The 17,709-nt window shown below is 58.1% G+C and carries 11 protein-coding genes; all 11 read left to right on the top strand.

The genetic code is table 11. The features are described 5' to 3' along the window. Window position 1 precedes the first annotated feature (1 nt). The 11 genes from ptsP to recD all read left to right on the top strand — a co-directional run bounded on the left by ptsP (window position 2) and on the right by recD (window position 17,707). The gene (ptsP, locus tag P0H77_RS17435; RefSeq protein ID WP_276158547.1) at window positions 2–2,248 is read left to right on the top strand and encodes a phosphoenolpyruvate--protein phosphotransferase; all 2,247 of its coding nucleotides are present in this window, start codon (window positions 2–4) and stop codon (window positions 2,246–2,248) included. A 148-nt stretch (window positions 2,249–2,396) separates the two neighbouring features. Beyond that, window positions 2,397–3,269: a prolipoprotein diacylglyceryl transferase gene (lgt, locus tag P0H77_RS17430; RefSeq protein ID WP_276158546.1), complete on the top strand. Its 873-nt coding sequence runs from the start codon at window positions 2,397–2,399 to the stop codon at window positions 3,267–3,269. A 6-nt stretch (window positions 3,270–3,275) separates the two neighbouring features. Next, entirely contained in the window at window positions 3,276–4,070 is a 795-nt protein-coding gene (thyA, locus tag P0H77_RS17425; RefSeq protein ID WP_276158545.1) for a thymidylate synthase, read from the top strand. A gap of 244 nt (window positions 4,071–4,314) precedes the next feature. Further along, the gene (locus P0H77_RS17420; RefSeq protein WP_276158544.1) at window positions 4,315–4,779 is read left to right on the top strand and encodes a prepilin peptidase-dependent protein; all 465 of its coding nucleotides are present in this window, start codon (window positions 4,315–4,317) and stop codon (window positions 4,777–4,779) included. Beyond that, window positions 4,770–5,333: a prepilin peptidase-dependent protein gene (locus P0H77_RS17415; RefSeq protein ID WP_276158543.1), complete on the top strand. Its 564-nt coding sequence runs from the start codon at window positions 4,770–4,772 to the stop codon at window positions 5,331–5,333. Before P0H77_RS17420 ends, P0H77_RS17415 begins: the two co-directional genes overlap by 10 nt. Further along, on the top strand, window positions 5,330–5,737 hold the full coding sequence (locus P0H77_RS17410) for a DUF2509 family protein (protein WP_276158542.1): 408 nt from the start codon (window positions 5,330–5,332) through the stop codon (window positions 5,735–5,737). Before P0H77_RS17415 ends, P0H77_RS17410 begins: the two co-directional genes overlap by 4 nt. Further along, window positions 5,722–6,045, top strand: a complete 324-nt coding sequence (locus tag P0H77_RS17405) for a prepilin-type N-terminal cleavage/methylation domain-containing protein (RefSeq protein WP_276158541.1) — start codon at window positions 5,722–5,724, stop codon at window positions 6,043–6,045. Before P0H77_RS17410 ends, P0H77_RS17405 begins: the two co-directional genes overlap by 16 nt. A 12-nt stretch (window positions 6,046–6,057) precedes the next feature. Next, complete coding sequence (recC, locus tag P0H77_RS17400; RefSeq protein ID WP_276158540.1) at window positions 6,058–9,426, top strand: exodeoxyribonuclease V subunit gamma; 3,369 nt, start codon at window positions 6,058–6,060, stop codon at window positions 9,424–9,426. A 15-nt stretch (window positions 9,427–9,441) separates the two neighbouring features. Further along, complete coding sequence (ptrA, locus tag P0H77_RS17395; protein ID WP_276158539.1) at window positions 9,442–12,330, top strand: pitrilysin; 2,889 nt, start codon at window positions 9,442–9,444, stop codon at window positions 12,328–12,330. Then, window positions 12,327–15,869 (top strand): exodeoxyribonuclease V subunit beta, encoded by a 3,543-nt coding sequence (recB, locus tag P0H77_RS17390; RefSeq protein ID WP_276158538.1) that lies wholly within the window; start codon window positions 12,327–12,329, stop codon window positions 15,867–15,869. Before ptrA ends, recB begins: the two co-directional genes overlap by 4 nt. Next, window positions 15,869–17,707, top strand: a complete 1,839-nt coding sequence (gene recD / locus P0H77_RS17385) for an exodeoxyribonuclease V subunit alpha (protein ID WP_276158537.1) — start codon at window positions 15,869–15,871, stop codon at window positions 17,705–17,707. The genes recB and recD overlap by 1 nt, the downstream gene beginning before the upstream one ends. The last annotated feature ends 2 nt before the right edge of the window (window positions 17,708–17,709 follow it).

Raw genomic sequence — 17,709 nt, 5'->3', positions numbered from 1 at the left:
TATGCTCACCCGATTACGAGAAATCGTTGAGAAAGTTGCCAGCGCTCCGCGCCTGAGCGAGGCGCTGGATATTCTGGTAACCGATATCTGCCTGGCGATGGAGACGGAAGTCTGTTCGGTCTACCTGGCCGATCATGACCGGCGTTGTTATTATCTGATGGCGACGCGCGGTTTAAAAAAACCGCGCGGTCGCACCGTTACGCTTGCCTTTGATGAAGGTGTCGTGGGTCTGGTTGGGCGTCTGGCCGAACCTATCAACCTTGCCGATGCGCAAAAACACCCCAGCTTTAAATATATTCCTTCGGTAAAAGAAGAACGCTTCCGTGCCTTTCTCGGGGTGCCGATCATTCAACGGCGCCAGCTGCTTGGCGTACTGGTGGTCCAGCAGCGTGAGCTGCGCCAGTATGACGAAAGCGAAGAATCTTTCCTTGTTACGCTAGCCACCCAGATCGCTGCGATCCTGTCGCAATCTCAACTGACGGCGCTGTTTGGGCAGTATCGTCAGACGCGTATCCGGGCGCTCCCGGCATCGCCGGGCGTTGCGGTGGCTGAAGCATGGATGGATACCACGCTGCCGCTGATGGAGCAGGTGTACGAAGCCTCGACGCTCGATACCGCTTCCGAGCGTGAGCGATTAACCGGCGCGCTGGAAGAGGCTGCCAACGAGTTTCGTCGCTACAGCAAACGTTTTTCTGCCGGTGCGCAGAAAGAGACGGCGGCGATTTTCGATCTTTACTCACATCTGCTTTCCGATGCGCGTCTGCGCCGCGAACTGTTTGATGAAGTCGACCGCGGTGCCGTGGCCGAATGGGCGGTCAAAAAGATCGTCGAAAAATTTGCCGAGCAGTTTGCTGCCCTCACCGATGGTTATCTGAAAGAGCGCGCCGGCGATTTGCGCACGCTGGGGCAGCGTCTGCTGTTCCATCTTGACGATAATGTTCAGGGGCCGAACACCTGGCCTGAACGCTTTGTGCTGGTGGCGGATGAACTGTCGGCCGCAACTCTGGCTGAACTGCCGCAGGATCGCCTTGCCGGGGTGGTGGTGCGCGACGGTGCGTCCAACTCTCATGCGGCGATTATCGTGCGTGCGCTGGGCATCCCTACGGTGATGGGGGCGGATATCCAGCCGTCGGTGCTGCATCGCCGCACGCTGATTGTCGACGGCTATCGTGGCGAGCTGCTGGTCGATCCTGAGCCGGTGCTGCTGAAAGAGTATCAGCGCCTCATCAATGAAGAAAATGAGCTAAGCCGCATTGCGGAAGATGACGTTGAGCGCCCCGCCGAACTGAAAAGCGGTGAAAGGGTGAAGGTGATGCTCAACGCGGGCCTCAGTCCCGAACACGAGCAGAAGCTGGGCCGCCGCGTTGACGGCATTGGCCTCTACCGCACTGAAATACCGTTTATGCTGCAAAGCGGATTCCCTTCGGAAGAGGAGCAGGTGGCGCAATATCAGGGCATGCTGCAAATGTTTAACGACAAGCCGGTCACGCTGCGTACCCTGGATATCGGCGCGGATAAGCAGCTTCCGTATATGCCTATTAGCGAAGAAAACCCGTGCCTCGGCTGGCGCGGGATCCGCATCACCCTCGACCAGCCGGAGATCTTCCTCGTGCAGGTTCGCGCGATGCTGCGTGCCAATGCCGCAACCGGTAATCTCAGCATCCTGCTGCCGATGATCACCAGCATCGACGAAGTTGACGAAGCGCGGCGGCTGATTGAGCGCGCCGGGCGCGAAGTCGAAGAGATGATCGGTTATGCGATCCCTAAACCGCGCATCGGCGTGATGCTGGAAGTACCGTCGATGGTCTTTATGCTGCCGCAGCTGGCGAATCGCGTGGATTTTATCTCCGTCGGCACCAACGATTTGACCCAGTACATTCTGGCGGTCGATCGCAATAATACCCGGGTAGCGAATATTTATGACAGCCTGCATCCGGCGATGCTGCGCGCGCTGGCGATGATTGCCCGCGATGCTGAGCAATACGGCATTGACCTGCGCTTGTGCGGCGAGATGGCGGGTGACACCATGTGCGTGGCTATCCTTATTGGCCTCGGCTATCGCCATCTTTCCATGAACGGTCGTTCAGTAGCGCGGGTGAAGTATTTACTGCGGCATATTGATTTCGACGAGGCGCAGACGCTGGCGAACCGAAGCCTGGAAGCGCAACTGGCGACAGAAGTCCGTCATCAGGTTGCCGCGTTTATGGAACGGCGCGGGATGGGCGGGTTGATCCGCGGCGGGCGATAAGTTCGCTATACAGATCTTTTACAACTTCGCGGTCATCTCCCTTATACGCCTGTGCTATGATTCGCTCCTTTGGAGCGCCTGCTATCGACAGGCATGTATCATTACCGCTGTCCACTTTCGGCGGAATAACAATCACTTGTGGTGACAGATGAATAGCGGGTATCTGCGTTTTCCGGATTTTGATCCGGTGATTTTTTCCATTGGACCGGTCTCCCTGCACTGGTACGGCTTAATGTACCTGGTGGGATTTGTGTTTGCGATGTGGCTGGCAACCCGCCGCGCCAGTCGTCCCGGCAGCGGCTGGAATAAAAACGAGGTTGAAAACCTGCTGTACGCGGGCTTCCTCGGCGTTTTTCTGGGCGGTCGCATTGGCTATGTGCTGTTTTATAATATGCCGCTGTTTCTCGACAACCCGCTGTATCTGTTCCGCGTCTGGGACGGGGGAATGTCGTTCCACGGCGGTCTGATTGGCGTGATCGTGGTGATGCTGATTTTCGCTCGCCGTACGAAGCGCAGTTTCTTCCAGGTGGCCGATTTCATCGCGCCGCTGATCCCATTTGGCCTGGGTGCCGGGCGTCTGGGCAACTTTATTAACGGCGAATTGTGGGGCCGCGTGGACCCGTCCTCGCCGTTTGCCATGCTGTTCCCCGGCTCGCGTGGGGAAGATCTCGGCCTGTTACCTGCGCATCCGGAATGGCAGTCCATTTTTGATACCTATGGCGTGCTGCCGCGTCATCCGTCGCAGTTGTATGAACTGGCGCTGGAAGGCGTTGTGCTCTTTATCATTTTGAACCTGTTTATCCGCAAGCCGCGTCCTACCGGCTCGGTATCGGGTTTGTTCCTGATTGGCTACGGTGCATTCCGCATCATCGTTGAATTTTTCCGCCAGCCGGACGCGCAGTTTACCGGCGCGTGGGTGCAGTACATCAGCATGGGGCAAATCCTCTCCGTGCCAATGATTATTGCCGGTATCGCGATGATGGTCTGGGCGTATCGCCGACCGCAGCAACAACTTTCCTGAGGCAGCATGAAACAGTATCTTGATTTAATGCAGAAGGTGCTCGATGAGGGCACCCCGAAAAATGACCGTACCGGTACCGGGACGATCTCCATTTTTGGTCACCAGATGCGCTTTAATCTGCGTGAAGGCTTCCCGCTGGTTACCACCAAACGCTGCCACCTGCGCTCGATTATTCATGAGCTACTGTGGTTTTTGCAGGGTGATACCAACGTCGCTTATCTGCGTGAAAACAAGGTCTCCATCTGGGACGAGTGGGCGGATGACGAGGGCAATCTGGGGCCGGTCTACGGTAAGCAATGGCGCGCCTGGCCGACGCCGGATGGCCGTCACATTGATCAGATCACTACCGTTATCAACCAGTTGAAAAACGATCCGGACTCACGCCGCATTATCGTTTCGGCCTGGAACGTCGGCGAGCTGGATAAAATGGCGCTGGCACCATGCCACGCTTTCTTCCAGTTCTACGTAGCGGACGGCAAACTCTCCTGCCAGCTTTACCAGCGTTCGTGCGACGTGTTCCTCGGCCTGCCGTTTAATATTGCCAGCTATGCGCTGCTGGTGCATATGATGGCGCAGCAGTGCGATCTTGAGGTCGGGGATTTTGTCTGGACCGGTGGTGATACCCATCTTTACAGCAACCATATGGAACAGACGCATCTCCAGCTTAGCCGCGAGCCGCGTGCGCTGCCAAAACTGGTCATCAAGCGCAAACCGGACTCTATCTTTGATTATCACTTTGATGATTTTGAGATTGAAGGTTACGACCCGCATCCGGGAATTAAAGCGCCGGTCGCTATCTGATTGACAATGCCTGGCGGCGCTACGCTTGCACAGGCCTACGGGTGGCAAACCGTCCGTGGAACACGGGGCGACCACCCACTTTGTCAACGGTCTGAACGGCACCTCGCGGTGCCGTTTTTTATTTCTGAAGCGGCTTTCCCGTTTTTTTGCAACCCGCTGCAACAGCGTAAAAATCTCTCGTACCGTCTCGTAAAACGAAAAACCTCGCCTCGCCACTTTGTCTCTGCGGCCGCACACTGGCGCCATGAAACGAGAACAGGGCTATACGCTCATTGAAACCATGATAGTGATCGCCATCGTTGCGATCCTGAGCGCCGCGGGGCTGTACGGCTGGCGCAGCTGGCAACAGCAACAACGATTATGGCAAACCGCAGTCCAGGTGCGCGAATATCTGGTGTTACTGCGCGACGACGCGAACTGGCATAACCGCGACCGCCCGCTTGCCATACATCAGCAAGGCGACCACGAGTGCCTGGTCAGCGCCGATGCCGAAGGCTGTCCACCCGGCGATCCATGGACCCTGCATCCACAATGGCCCGAGGTTCGGCTATCTGACATCACGCCCGGGCTGGCCTTTTTTGGCCTGCGTAATACCGCCTGGGCCGGACATGTTCGACTGCAAAGCCCGGCCGGGAGCTGGATGGTTGTGGTCTCCGGCTGGGGCCGGATCCGCTTATGTCAGCCTGCTGAGGAACACACATGCCTGTAACGCAGAAGGGATTTTCGCTTCCCGAAACGCTGATCGCCATGGCTATCAGCAGTCTGCTACTGCTCGGTGCATCGCGCTTTTTACCAGGGTTACAGCGTGCCGTGCTATTGCAGACCCGTCATCAAATGCTGGAGGATGAACTGTGGCAGCGTGTCTACACGGTGGCAAAACACCTTCAGCGCGCAGGCTACTGCCGTGGCGAGTGTGCAGGAGAGCCGTTAATGATTAACTGGCAGGGTGCCTGCGTGCTGGTGAAATGGGACGCTAACAGTAACGGGACGTGGGATAACGCGCTTGCTGCCACTTCAGACTTTACTGGCTTTCGTCTGCAAAATGGGGCACTGGAGACGCTTCGCGGCGCCTCTTCCTGCGACGATAAAGGCTGGGACAAAATGACCGATCCGCAGACGCTGCGCATAACGCGCTTTGAGGTGGTCCGCCACAACAGCCCCGGTTTTGCGCCGGAGCTGACCGTAACCCTGGCCGGGCAATCGACCCGTCTTCCTCTACAGACGGCGACGGCGGCGTATAGCGTGACGGGGTATAACCTGTGAATCGCCAGCGCGGGATGTCATCGCTGGCGCTGGTATTGCTCCTGCTAATGCTGGGCAGTCTGCTGCTTCAGGGGCTGAATCAACAGCAGCGAGCATTGTCCACCCGCGTGGCGGTGGAAACGCGAGCATTACGTGAGCAGGCCAGCGTTCACTCTGCATTGCAATGGGGCAAGATGCAGCCCTGGCAGGTAAACCTGCCGCTGCAATGCGTGCAGCAACCCGCACAGTCGTGGCAGGTATGTTTGCGCAGGTTGAGCGATGACTCGCTGCTGCTCATTGCCGCCAGCGGCTCTATGACACTCTGGCAATCTGGTGTGGTAAACCACGATGAAGTGCGCTTTTCGGCGCATGGCTGGAGTGATTTTTGTCCCCTGATGGAGAGCGCCCTATGTCGCATTCCCTGAACAGGCAGCAAGGGTTTAGTCTGCCGGAAGTCTTGCTGGCGATGGCATTGATGGTTCTGGTCGTCACCGCACTGGCCGGTTATCACCGTGCGCTGGCTAACGGTTCGGCTGCGCTGAACCAGTATCGCCAGCTCTGGCGCAGTGCCTGGCAACATACCCGGCTTCAGGATGGACCGACGGAAGAGGGCTGGCAGGTCAACCGCGTGAAGACAACACGGCAAAGATGTGTCAGCATCAGCGTCACACTCACCACACCGGTGGGTAAACAGGGGCAAATGACGCGATTACATTGTCCGGTCAGTCAGTAGTCGGGAGCAACTATGTTAAGGGTCTACCACTCCAATCGTCTGGATGTGCTGGAAGCGTTGATGGAGTTCATTGTCGAGCGTGAGCGTCTTGACGATCCTTTCGAGCCTGAAGTCGTGCTGGTTCAGAGTACCGGCATGGCGCAATGGCTGCAAATGTCCCTTTCCCGGCGTTTTGGTATTGCGGCGAATATCGACTTTCCCCTCCCGGCGAGCTTTATCTGGGATATGTTCGTTCGCATCCTGCCGGACATTCCGGGGGAAAGCGCGTTTAATAAACAAAGCATGAGCTGGAAGCTGATGACGCTGCTGCCGGAACTCATCGACGGTGATGAGTTTGTGATGCTGCGCCACTATCTCAGCGACGACACCGACAAACGTAAACTGTTTCAGCTCGCCTCGCGGGTGGCCGATCTCTACGATCAGTATCTGGTCTACCGCCCGGAATGGCTGACCCGCTGGGAAGCGGGAGAGCTGGTTGACGGTCTTGAAGAGAGTCAGCGCTGGCAGGCTCCGCTGTGGAAAGCGCTGGTAGAACACACGGCCGCGCTGGGCCAGCCGCTGTGGCATCGTGCTAATTTGTATCAGCGTTTTATCCGTACGCTTGAACAGGCCAGCGAGCCACCGGCGGGCCTGCCGTCGCGGGTATTTATCTGCGGTATCTCCGCCTTACCGCCGGTCTATTTGCAGGCGTTGCAGGCCCTCGGCAAACACGTCGACGTGTTTATTCTGTTCACCAACCCGTGCCGCTACTACTGGGGCGATATCAAAGACCCGGCCTTCCTGGCGAGGCTGGTGGCGCGCCAGCGCAAGCATCATCGTGAGCAGCGTGAACTGCCGCTGTTTCGTGATACGCAGCAGGCGGCGGGACTATTTAATGATGACGGCGAGCAGGACGTCGGCAATCCGCTGTTGGCTTCGTGGGGCAAGCTCGGGCGCGACTATATGTATCTGCTGGCCGGACTGGAGCGCTACGATGAGCTGGATGCGTTTGTCGATATCGCGCCGGATAACCTGCTGCATAACCTGCAATACGACGTGCTGGAATTACAGAATGCGGCCGTGCCGGGCAGGACGGCAGAAGAGTTTGTGCGCAGCGACAGTAAACGCCGGCTGGAGCCCGACGACCGCAGCCTGACGATCCACGTCTGCCACAGCCCGCAGCGGGAAGTGGAAGTGCTGCACGATCGCCTGCTGGCGATGCTGGAGGACGACCCAACCCTGACGCCGCGCGACATCATCGTGATGGTGGCGGACATCGACAGCTATAGCCCGTTTATCCAGGCGGTATTTGGCAGCGCGACGGGCGACCGTTATCTGCCTTACGCCATCTCCGACCGCCGTGCCCGCCAGTCACATCCGGCATTGCAGGCCTTTATCAGTCTGCTCTCTCTGCCGGACAGCCGCTTTGTGTCGGAAGACGTGCTGGCGTTGCTGGACGTCCCGGTACTGGCGGCACGCTTCAATATCAATGAAGAGGGGCTGCGCTACCTGCGCCAGTGGGTAAATGAGTCCGGCGTGCGCTGGGGAATGGACGATGACAACGTGCGCGAGCTGGAGCTTCCCGCTACCGGCCAGCACACCTGGCAGTTTGGCCTGACGCGTATGCTGCTCGGCTACGCCATGGAGAGTCATGAAGGCGAGTGGCGCTCGGTGCTGCCTTACGATGAGTCCAGCGGGCTGATCGCCGAGCTGGTAGGGCATCTGGCATCCTTGCTCATGCAACTGAATATCTGGCGACGTGGGCTGGCGCAGGATCGTCCGCTGACGGAATGGCTTCCCGTGTGCCGTGAAATGCTCAACGACTTTTTCCTGCCGGATCAGGATACCGAAGCCGCGCTGGCGCTGATTGAGCAGCAGTGGCAGGCGATCATTGAGCAGGGCACCGGTTCGCATTACGCCGAGCCTGTGCCGCTTTCGCTACTGCGCGACGAGCTGGCACAGCGGCTGGATCAGGAGCGCATCAGCCAGCGCTTCCTCGCCGGGCCGGTCAATATCTGTACCCTGATGCCAATGCGCTCGATTCCCTTCAAAGTGGTCTGTTTGCTGGGGATGAACGACGGGGTCTATCCGCGCACACTTTCACCGCTTGGTTTTGATCTGATGAGCCAGAAACCGCTACGCGGCGACCGCAGCCGTCGCGACGATGACCGCTATCTGTTCCTTGAGGCGTTAATGTCGGCAGAGCAAAAACTGTATATCAGCTATATCGGTCGCTCGATCCAGGACAACAGCGAGCGTTATCCGTCGGTGCTGGTACAGGAGCTGGTGGATTATATTGGCCAGAGCCACTATTTAGCGGGAGACGAGGACCGCAACTGCGACGAGAGTGAACAGCGGGTAAAAGCCCACATCATGCATCTGCATACGCGAATGCCGTTTGATGCCGAAAATTTCAAAACCGACGAACGACAAAGTTACGCCCGGGAGTGGCTGGCGGCCGCCAGTCAGCAGGGCGAGGCGCATTCGGCGTTTATTCAGCCACTGCCGCCGCTGAGCATTGATACGTTGCCTTTTGACCAGCTACAGCGCTTCTGGGCGCATCCGGTCCGTGCGTTCTTTCAGCAGCGGCTGCGGGTTAATTTTCGTGAGGAAGAGAGCGAAATTCCGGATGCAGAGCCTTTCACCCTGGAGGGATTGACCCGCTACCAGCTTAATCAACAGTTGCTGAATACCCTGGTCGAAGAAGAGGATGCGGATAAAATGTTCCGCCGCTATCGTGCGGCAGGACAGCTACCTTACGGTGCGTTTGGTGAAATTGTCTGGGACACGCAGCTTCAGGAGATGCAAACGCTGGCCGACCGCGTTATTGAGCACCGACAGCCCAGCCAGAGTAGTGAAATCGATCTGCAATGTGGCGGAATTATCATTACCGGCTGGCTACAGCATGTGCAGCCTGACGGCCTGCTGCGCTGGCGTCCTTCACTGCTCAGCGTTTCACAAGGGATGCAACTTTGGCTGGAACACCTTGTCTACTGTGCCAGCGGTGGGACAGGTGAAAGTCGGTTGCTGGTGCGCAAAGAGGGTGAGTGGCGCTTTCCGCCGCTTCCGGCTGAGCAGGCGCGCGCTTTCCTTGACGACCTGGTTGCAGGCTACCTTAAAGGAATGACCGAACCGCTGCTGCTGCTACCGGAAAGTGGGGGCGCGTGGATAAAAGCCTGTTACGACGCGGCAAATGATGCCATTTTAAGAGACGACGAGACGCAGTTAAAAGCGCGCAGTAAGTTTCTTCAGGCGTATGAAGGGAATATGGTCGTAAGCGGCGAGGGCGCCGATATCTGGTATCAGCGCCTGTGGCGCACCCTGGAGCCGGAGTATTACGAAGCGATTATTGCGCAGGCCGAGCGTTACCTGCTGCCGATATTTCGCTTTAATCAGTCATAATGATGAGGTCCGTGAATGCCTATTAGCAGCACCTGGTTAAAAGCATTGGTTGTGTTACTTGCCCTTTGGGTAAATGTCGGTCAGGCAGACACAGGATGGCAGCCGGTACAGGAAACCATCCGTAAAAGTGAAAAAGATCCCCGCCAGTATCAGGCTATCCGCCTTGATAACGGTATGGTGGTTCTGTTGGTTTCTGATGCGCAGGCGGTTAAGTCGCTCTCGGCGCTGGTGCTGCCGGTCGGCTCACTTTCCGATCCAGATTCGCATCAGGGACTTGCTCACTATCTCGAACATATGACGCTGATGGGCTCCAAAAAATACCCGCAGCCGGACAGTCTCGCAGAATTTTTGAAAATGCATGGCGGCAGCCATAATGCCAGCACCGCGCCGTATCGCACCGCGTACTACCTTGAGGTGGAAAACGATGCGCTGGAAGGGGCTGTCGATCGCCTGGCGGACGCTATCGCCGCCCCGCTGCTGGCGGAGAAATATGCCAGCCGCGAGCGCAATGCCGTGAATGCCGAACTGACCATGGCGCGTTCCCGCGACGGGATGCGCATGGCACAGGTGAGCGCGGAAACCATTAACCCGGCGCACCCCGGTTCACGTTTTTCCGGCGGCAACCTGGAAACGCTGAGCGACAAACCCGGCAATCCGGTGCACAAAGCGCTGGTGGAGTTTCGCGATCGCTATTACTCGTCCAACCTGATGAAAGCCGTGGTCTACAGTAACAAGCCGTTGCCGGAGCTGGCGCGGATTGCTGCCGAAACCTATGGCCGGGTGCCGAATAAAAACATTACCCGCCCGGAAGTCACCGTCCCGGTGGTGACCGATGCGCAAAAAGGGTTGATCATTCATTATGTTCCCGCGCTGCCGCGTAAAGTGCTGCGCGTGGAGTTTCGTATTGATAACAACACCGCCCAGTTCCGCAGCAAAACCGATGAGCTGGTGACGTATCTGATTGGCAACCGTAGCCCGGGCACGCTCTCCGACTGGCTACAGCAGAAGGGGCTGGTCGAAAGTATTCGCGCGGATTCTGACCCCATCGTTAACGGTAACAGCGGCGTGCTGGCTATTTCCGCTACGCTGACGGATAAGGGCCTGGCGCACCGTGATGACGTCGTTGCCGCCATTTTCAGCTATCTCAACCTGCTGCGTGATAAAGGCGTGGATAAACGCTATTTCGATGAGCTGGCGCACGTGCTGGATCTCGATTTCCGCTATCCGTCGATCACCCGCGATATGAGCTACGTGGAATGGCTGGCCGACACCATGATCCGCGTGCCGGTTCAACATACCCTCGATGCGGTAAACATTGCTGATAAGTACGATCCTGACGCGGTAAAAGCGCGCCTGGCGATGATGACGCCGCAAAATGCGCGTATCTGGTACATCAGCCCGAACGAACCGCATAATAAAACGGCCTACTTCGTTAATGCCCCTTATCAGGTCGATAAAATCGGTGACAAGACTTTCGCTGACTGGCAGCAAAAAGCCAGCGCCATTGCGCTTAAGCTACCGGAACTGAACCCCTACATCCCTGATGATTTCACCCTGATCAAGCCGGATAAGCAGTACAAACATCCGGAGCTTATCGTCGATGAGCCGGGCCTGCGCGTGCTGTACATGCCGAGCCGCTACTTTGCCAGCGAGCCGAAAGCCGACGTGTCGGTGGTGCTGCGTAATCCTCAGGCCATGGACAGCGCCCGCAATCAGGTAATGTTCGCCCTGAACGACTATCTGGCAGGCATCGCACTGGATCAGCTAAGCAATCAGGCGTCGGTCGGCGGCATTAGTTTTTCCACCAATGCCAATAATGGTCTGATGGTGAATGCTGACGGTTATACACAGCGGTTGCCGAAGCTCTTTGAAACCCTGCTCGACGGCTATTTTAGCTTCACGCCTACTGAGGAGCAGCTTGAGCAGGCGAAATCCTGGTATACGCAAATGCTGGATTCGGCTGAGAAAGGTAAGGCGTATGAACAGGCGATCATGCCGGTACAGATGCTGTCGCAGGTGCCGTACTTCCAGCGTGAGGAGCGGCGCGCGCTGCTGCCGTCCATCACCTTGAAAGAGGTCATGGACTACCGTGAAAAACTGAAAAAAGGCGCGCGTCCGGAATTTCTGATCCTCGGCAATCTGTCCGTTGAGCAGGCAAAAACGCTGGCGCATCAGGTGCAGACACAGCTCGGCACTCAGGGTAACGAATGGTGCCGCAACAAAGAAGTGGTGGTCGATAAAGCGCAGTCGGTGATGTTCGAAAAAGCGGGCAGCAGCACCGACTCTGCGCTGGGCGCGGTGTTTGTTCCGGCGAACGTTGACGAATACAGCAGCGCTGCCGCCAGCGCATTGTTAGGGCAAATCGTGCAACCGTGGTTCTACAGCCAGCTGCGTACCGAAGAACAGCTGGGCTACGCGGTGTTTGCCTTCCCGATGAGCGTCGGACGCCAGTGGGGGATGGGATTCCTGCTGCAAAGCAACGACAAGCAGCCTTCGTACCTGTGGGATCGTTACAAAGCTTTCTTCCCGACCGCAGAAGAAAAACTGCGGGCCATGAAGCCGGAAGAGTTTGCGCAGATCCAGCAGGCGGTGGTGGCGCAGATGCGTGAAGCACCGCAAACGCTGGATGAAGAAGCCTCGAAGCTCAGCAAAGATTTCGATCGCGGCAACCTCAGTTTTGACTCGCGGGAAAAAATTATTGCTCAGGTCAACATGCTGACGCCGCAAAAATTAGCCGATTTCTTTCATCAAACGGTGGTGAAGCCGCAGGGTATGGCGATATTATCTCAGGTTTCGGGTAGCCAAAGCGGGAAAGCGGAATATGCCCGTCCCGACGGCTGGAAAACCTGGGAGAGCGTCAGTGCGCTACAGCAATCCCTGCCTTTATTGAGAGAGAATGAATGACCGACACCGCTGAGACCCTTGATCCACTGCGCCTGCCGCTTATCGGCGAGCGCCTGATTGAAGCCTCAGCGGGTACCGGTAAAACTTTCACTATCGCCGCTCTGTACCTGCGACTCCTGCTGGGGCTGGGCGGCGAATCCGCTTTTCCCCGGCCAGTTAACGTCGAAGAACTGCTGGTGGTTACCTTCACCGAAGCCGCCACCGAAGAACTTCGCGGACGTATTCGCAGCAATATTCACGAATTGCGCATCGCCTGCCTGCGTGAAACCACCGATAACCCGCTTTACGCCAGCCTGCTGGCAGAAATTGCCGATAAGCAGCAGGCGGCTGACGTCCTGTTACTGGCAGAACGGCAGATGGACGAGGCGGCGGTATTTACCATTCACGGCTTTTGCCAGCGGATGCTCAGCCTCAACGCTTTTGAATCCGGGATGCTTTTCGAACAGCAACTGATCGAAGATGAATCGTTGCTGCGCTACCAGGCCTGTGCCGATTTCTGGCGGCGCCATTGCTACCCGCTGACGCGCGATATTGCCCAGGTGATCCACGCCTCATGGAAAGGCCCGCGCGAACTGCTGGCATCCATCGATCGTTACCTTCAGGGCGAAGCGCCGAAAATTAAAACCCCGCCAGGCCCGGAGGAAACGCTCCTCGTTCGCCATCAGCAGATCCTTGAGCGGATCGCGGCGATTAAAACGCAGTGGCGCGAAACGGTGGCAGAGCTGGAAGGCATTCTGGAAAACTCCGGCATCGACAGGCGCAAATTCAACCGTGGCAACCAGGGGAAATGGATCGATAAGATCACCGCCTGGGCGGAGGAAGAGACCGTTACCTATCAGTTGCCGGACGCGCTGGAAAAATTCACCCAGTCGTTTTTGCGTGAGCGTACCAAACCGGACGGCGTGGTGCCCGAACATCCGCTGTTTGAGGCTATTGAAACAGTACTCGGCGGCACGCTAACGCTTGACGATCTGGTGATTGCCCAGGCGATGGTGGAGATCCGCGAGACGGTGGCGCGGGAAAAACGCCGCCGGGGCGAGCTGGGTTTTGACGACATGATCGGACGGCTGGCGACAGCGCTGTACAGCGAAAGCGGCGAGGCGCTGGCCACTGCGATCCGCCAGCGTTTTCCGGTCGCCATGATCGACGAATTCCAGGACACCGATCCGCAGCAGTACCGTATTTTTCGCCGCATCTGGCGACAGCAGCCTGACACGGCCCTGTTGCTGATTGGCGATCCGAAACAGGCGATTTACGCGTTCCGTGGCGCGGATATTTTCACCTACATGAAAGCCAGAGGCGACGTCAGCGCCCACTATACGCTCGGCACCAACTGGCGGTCCGCGCCGGGAATGGTCGGAAGCGTTAACCGGCTTTTCAGCCTGACCGAAAATCCGTTTATGTTCCGCGATATCCCGTTTAAGCCGGTGAACGCCGCCGCGAAAAATCAGGGCCTGCGTTTTGAACTGAACGGTGAAACACAGCCCGCGATGAACCTCTGGCTGATGCCGGGCGAAGGCGTTGGCGCGGGGGATTATCAGACTACCATGGCGCAACTCTGTGCGGCGCAAATCCGCGACTGGCTGAGTGCGGGCCAGCAATCGCGTGCGCTGTTGTGGCGTGGCGAGAGCTCGCGTCCGGTGCGCGCCTCGGACATTACCGTGCTGGTGCGCAGCCGCCAGGAAGCAGCGCTGATCCGCGATGCGCTTAACGTGCTGGCGATCCCTTCGGTCTATCTCTCCAACCGCGACAGCGTATTTGAAACTCCGGAGGCGCAGGAGCTGCTGTGGCTGCTCCAGGCGGTGCTGGCGCCCGAGCGGGAAAATGCCCTGCGCAGCGCGCTGGCGACCGCTATGCTGGGGCTGAACGCGCAGGATATCGAGCGGCTGAATCTGGATGAACACGCCTGGGATGCGGTCGTCGAAGAATTTACCGCCTACCGCCAGCAATGGCAATTGCGCGGCGTGATGCCGATGCTGCGCACATTGATGTCTCAGCGCAATATTGCGGAAAACCTGCTGGCAACCCCCGGCGGCGAGCGGCGCCTGACCGACATCCTGCACATCAGTGAACTGTTGCAGGAGGCGGGGACGCAGCTCGAAAGCGAATATGCCCTGGTGCGCTGGCTGGCACAGCATATTGCCGAGCCAGACACCAATGCCTCCAGCCAGCAGATGCGTCTGGAAAGCGATAAGCATCTGGTGCAGATCGTGACAATCCATAAGTCAAAAGGGCTGGAGTATCCGCTGGTGTGGCTGCCGTTTATCGCGCGCTATCGCAAGCAGGAACAGGCTTTTTATCACGATCGCACCTCATTTGAGGCGGTGCTCGATCTTAATCACAGCGATGAGAGTCTGGAGCTGGCGGAGGCTGAACGTCTGGCGGAGGATCTGCGCCTGCTGTATGTGGCGCTCACCCGCGCAATCTGGCATTGCAGCCTGGGTATTGCGCCGTTAACCAGTCGGCGGAGTGATAAACCCGGTGAAACCGATCTTCATCACAGCGCGCTGGGCCGTCTGATCCAGAAAGGTGAGGCCAGGGATGCGGCCGGGCTGAGTGCCTGCCTGCATGAGCTTTGCAATGAGGATATTGCGCTTCGTTCGCCCGATGCGCCGGATAACAGCCGCTGGCAGGCTCCGCAACCCCCGCAGGATGCGCTTGCCGCACGTCTTGTTCGCCGCAGAATGGCGGACGAGTGGCGCGTGACCAGCTACTCCGGCCTGCAACAGCGCGGGCACAGCGTGGCGCAGGATCTTATGCCGCGTCTGGATATTGACGCGGCGGGGCCGGGCGACATTATTGACGAACCGGCGCTGACGCCGCACCAGTTTCCACGCGGCGCATCGCCGGGCACCTTTCTGCACAGCCTGTTTGAGGATCTCGATTTTACCCGTCCCGTAGAGAGTGAATGGGTGCGGGAAAAACTCCAGCTGGCGGGGTTTGATGAGCAGTGGGAGCCGGTGCTGACGGCGTGGATTGCGACCATTCTCGCTGCGCCGTTAACGCCAGAGGGCATTTCACTCAGCCAGCTCACGGCAAAAGAGAAACAGGTGGAGCTGGAGTTTTATCTGCCCATCAATCAAATGCTCGACGCGCCGACGCTGGATGCGCAGATGCGGCGTTTTGATCCGCTCTCCGCAGGCTGTCCACCGCTGGATTTCCGCCAGGTGCGCGGTATGCTCAAAGGATTTATCGATTTAGTGTTTCGCCACAACGGGCGTTACTACCTGCTGGATTACAAATCCAACTGGCTTGGCGAAAGCAGTGAAGCTTATACGCAGGCGGCGATGGCGCAGGCGATGCAGGCGCATCGCTACGATCTGCAATATCAGCTTTATAGCCTGGCGCTGCACCGCTTCCTGCGTCACCGCCTGGCTGATTATGATTATGAACGCCATTTTGGCGGCGTGATTTATCTCTTTTTACGCGGTATTGATGGTCAGGATCCGCAGCAGGGTATTTTTACCACCCGGCCCGATCTGCATCTTATCAACGCGCTTGATGACCTGTTCGCCGGAGAAAAAGAGGAGATGGCGTAATGCATTTACAGAAACTTTTACTGGATGCCGTCACGCATAAACTCCTGCGTCCGCTGGACGTGCAGTTTGCCATTATGGTGGCGGAGCGCGAGCATCCGGCGGTCATGCTGGCGGCCGCTATCCTCAGCCGTGACGCGGGCGAGGGACACGTTTGCCTGCCGCTGTCACGGCTTGTACCGGATGAGCGTTTGTCCGGCAAAGCCCACGAGCTGTGGACGCAGCTTTTCGCCTGTGCCGACGTCCCCGAAGACTGGGCCGCGCTGTTAGCAACGTCGGTGGCGGTCAGTACGGGCGACGATCCGGCGCCGATGATCCTTCGCGGCGAGCGGCTGTACCTTAACCGTATGTGGCGTAATGAGCTCAGCGTTGCCCGCTTTTTTAGCGAACAAAATCAGCCGATGGCGGTGGATGAAGCACAGCTGGCAGAGATCCTCAACGCGCTGTTTCCGCCTTCTGACGAGGTGGACTGGCAAAAAGTCGCGGCGGCAGTGGCACTGACCCGGCGTATCTCCGTGATTTCCGGCGGTCCCGGTACCGGTAAAACCACTACGGTGGCAAAACTGCTGGCGGCGCTGGTACAGATGTCGCCCGACGCTAAATGCCGCATCCGCCTCGCGGCTCCAACCGGTAAAGCGGCGGCCCGGCTCACCGAATCTCTCGGCTCGGCACTGCGTCGCCTGCCGCTGACCGACTCGCAAAAAGCCATGCTGCCCACCGAGGCCAGCACGCTGCATCGCTTACTCGGCGCACAGCCTGGCAGTCAGCGGATGCGGTATCACGCGGGCAACCCGCTGCATCTGGACGTGCTGGTAGTGGATGAAGCCTCAATGATTGATCTGCCGATGATGTCGCGCCTGATTGACGCATTACCCGCACATGGACGGATTATTTTCCTCGGCGATCGCGATCAGCTGGCCTCGGTCGAGGCGGGCGCAGTGCTGGGGGATATCTGCGCCTGGGTTAATGGCGGCTACACGCCCACCCGCGCGGCTGAACTGTCGCGGCTGACGGGCGCAACGGTGCCGGCAGGAGAACAGAACGGCGCGGGCGCGCTGCGCGACAGCTTATGCCTGCTGCAAAAAAGCTACCGTTTTGGCAGTCATTCCGGTATTGGTCAACTGGCGAGCGCGGTTAACTGCGGCGATAAACGCTCGTTGAAAAGCGTCTGCACCCATGGCTTTGAGGATATCGCCCTTAAGCCATTGCGCACCCAGGAAGAATATCAGGCCATGCTGGAGGATGCGCTCAGCGGCTATGCACACTATCTGAAGCTGCTGCGTGAAAATGCTGAACCCGACGCGGTGCTGGCGGCATTTAGCGAATTCCAGCTGCTTTGCGCGTTGCGTGAAGGGCCATATGGCGTAAGCGGTCTCAATGTACAGCTTGAACAGACGCTGGCACGTAAGCGCCATGTGTCTTTACCACGTCACTCCCGCTGGTATCAGGGACGTCCGGTGATGATTGCACGCAACGACAGCGCGCTGGGGCTGTTTAACGGCGATATCGGCGTGGCGCTGGAGGGTGAGCAGGGGATGCGCGTCTGGTTCCCGATGCCCGATGGCACGGTCAAATCCTTCCATCCGGGCCGCCTGCCGGAACACGATACCGCCTGGGCGATGACCGTGCATAAATCTCAGGGATCGGAATTCGACCACGCGGCGTTGATCCTGCCCGCGCAAAGCGTCCCGTTAGTCACCCGCGAACTGGTTTACACGGCCATTACCCGCGCCCGCCAGCGTCTGTCGCTGTACGCCGACGACAAGCTGCTGGCGCAGGCCGTCGTTACCCGCACCGAACGGCGCAGCGGGCTAACGGCCTTCTTTGAGGCGATACGTTAATC

It is taken from the genome of Superficieibacter sp. HKU1 (assembly GCF_029319185.1).
Classification (GTDB): Bacteria; Pseudomonadota; Gammaproteobacteria; order Enterobacterales; family Enterobacteriaceae; genus Superficieibacter.
The sequence above is the reverse complement of the archived record's forward strand: the minus strand, read 5'-3'. Positions and strand labels throughout refer to the sequence as shown.

Coding starts and splice junctions, on each gene's coding strand:
- ptsP (WP_276158547.1), top strand. CDS start 2: ATGCTCACCCGATTACGAGAAATCGTTGAGAAAGTTGCCAGCGCTCCG.
- P0H77_RS17405 (WP_276158541.1), top strand. CDS start 5,722: ATGTCGCATTCCCTGAACAGGCAGCAAGGGTTTAGTCTGCCGGAAGTC.
- P0H77_RS17420 (WP_276158544.1), top strand. CDS start 4,315: ATGAAACGAGAACAGGGCTATACGCTCATTGAAACCATGATAGTGATC.
- thyA (WP_276158545.1), top strand. CDS start 3,276: ATGAAACAGTATCTTGATTTAATGCAGAAGGTGCTCGATGAGGGCACC.
- lgt (WP_276158546.1), top strand. CDS start 2,397: ATGAATAGCGGGTATCTGCGTTTTCCGGATTTTGATCCGGTGATTTTT.
- P0H77_RS17415 (WP_276158543.1), top strand. CDS start 4,770: ATGCCTGTAACGCAGAAGGGATTTTCGCTTCCCGAAACGCTGATCGCC.
- ptrA (WP_276158539.1), top strand. CDS start 9,442: ATGCCTATTAGCAGCACCTGGTTAAAAGCATTGGTTGTGTTACTTGCC.
- recB (WP_276158538.1), top strand. CDS start 12,327: ATGACCGACACCGCTGAGACCCTTGATCCACTGCGCCTGCCGCTTATC.
- recC (WP_276158540.1), top strand. CDS start 6,058: ATGTTAAGGGTCTACCACTCCAATCGTCTGGATGTGCTGGAAGCGTTG.
- recD (WP_276158537.1), top strand. CDS start 15,869: ATGCATTTACAGAAACTTTTACTGGATGCCGTCACGCATAAACTCCTG.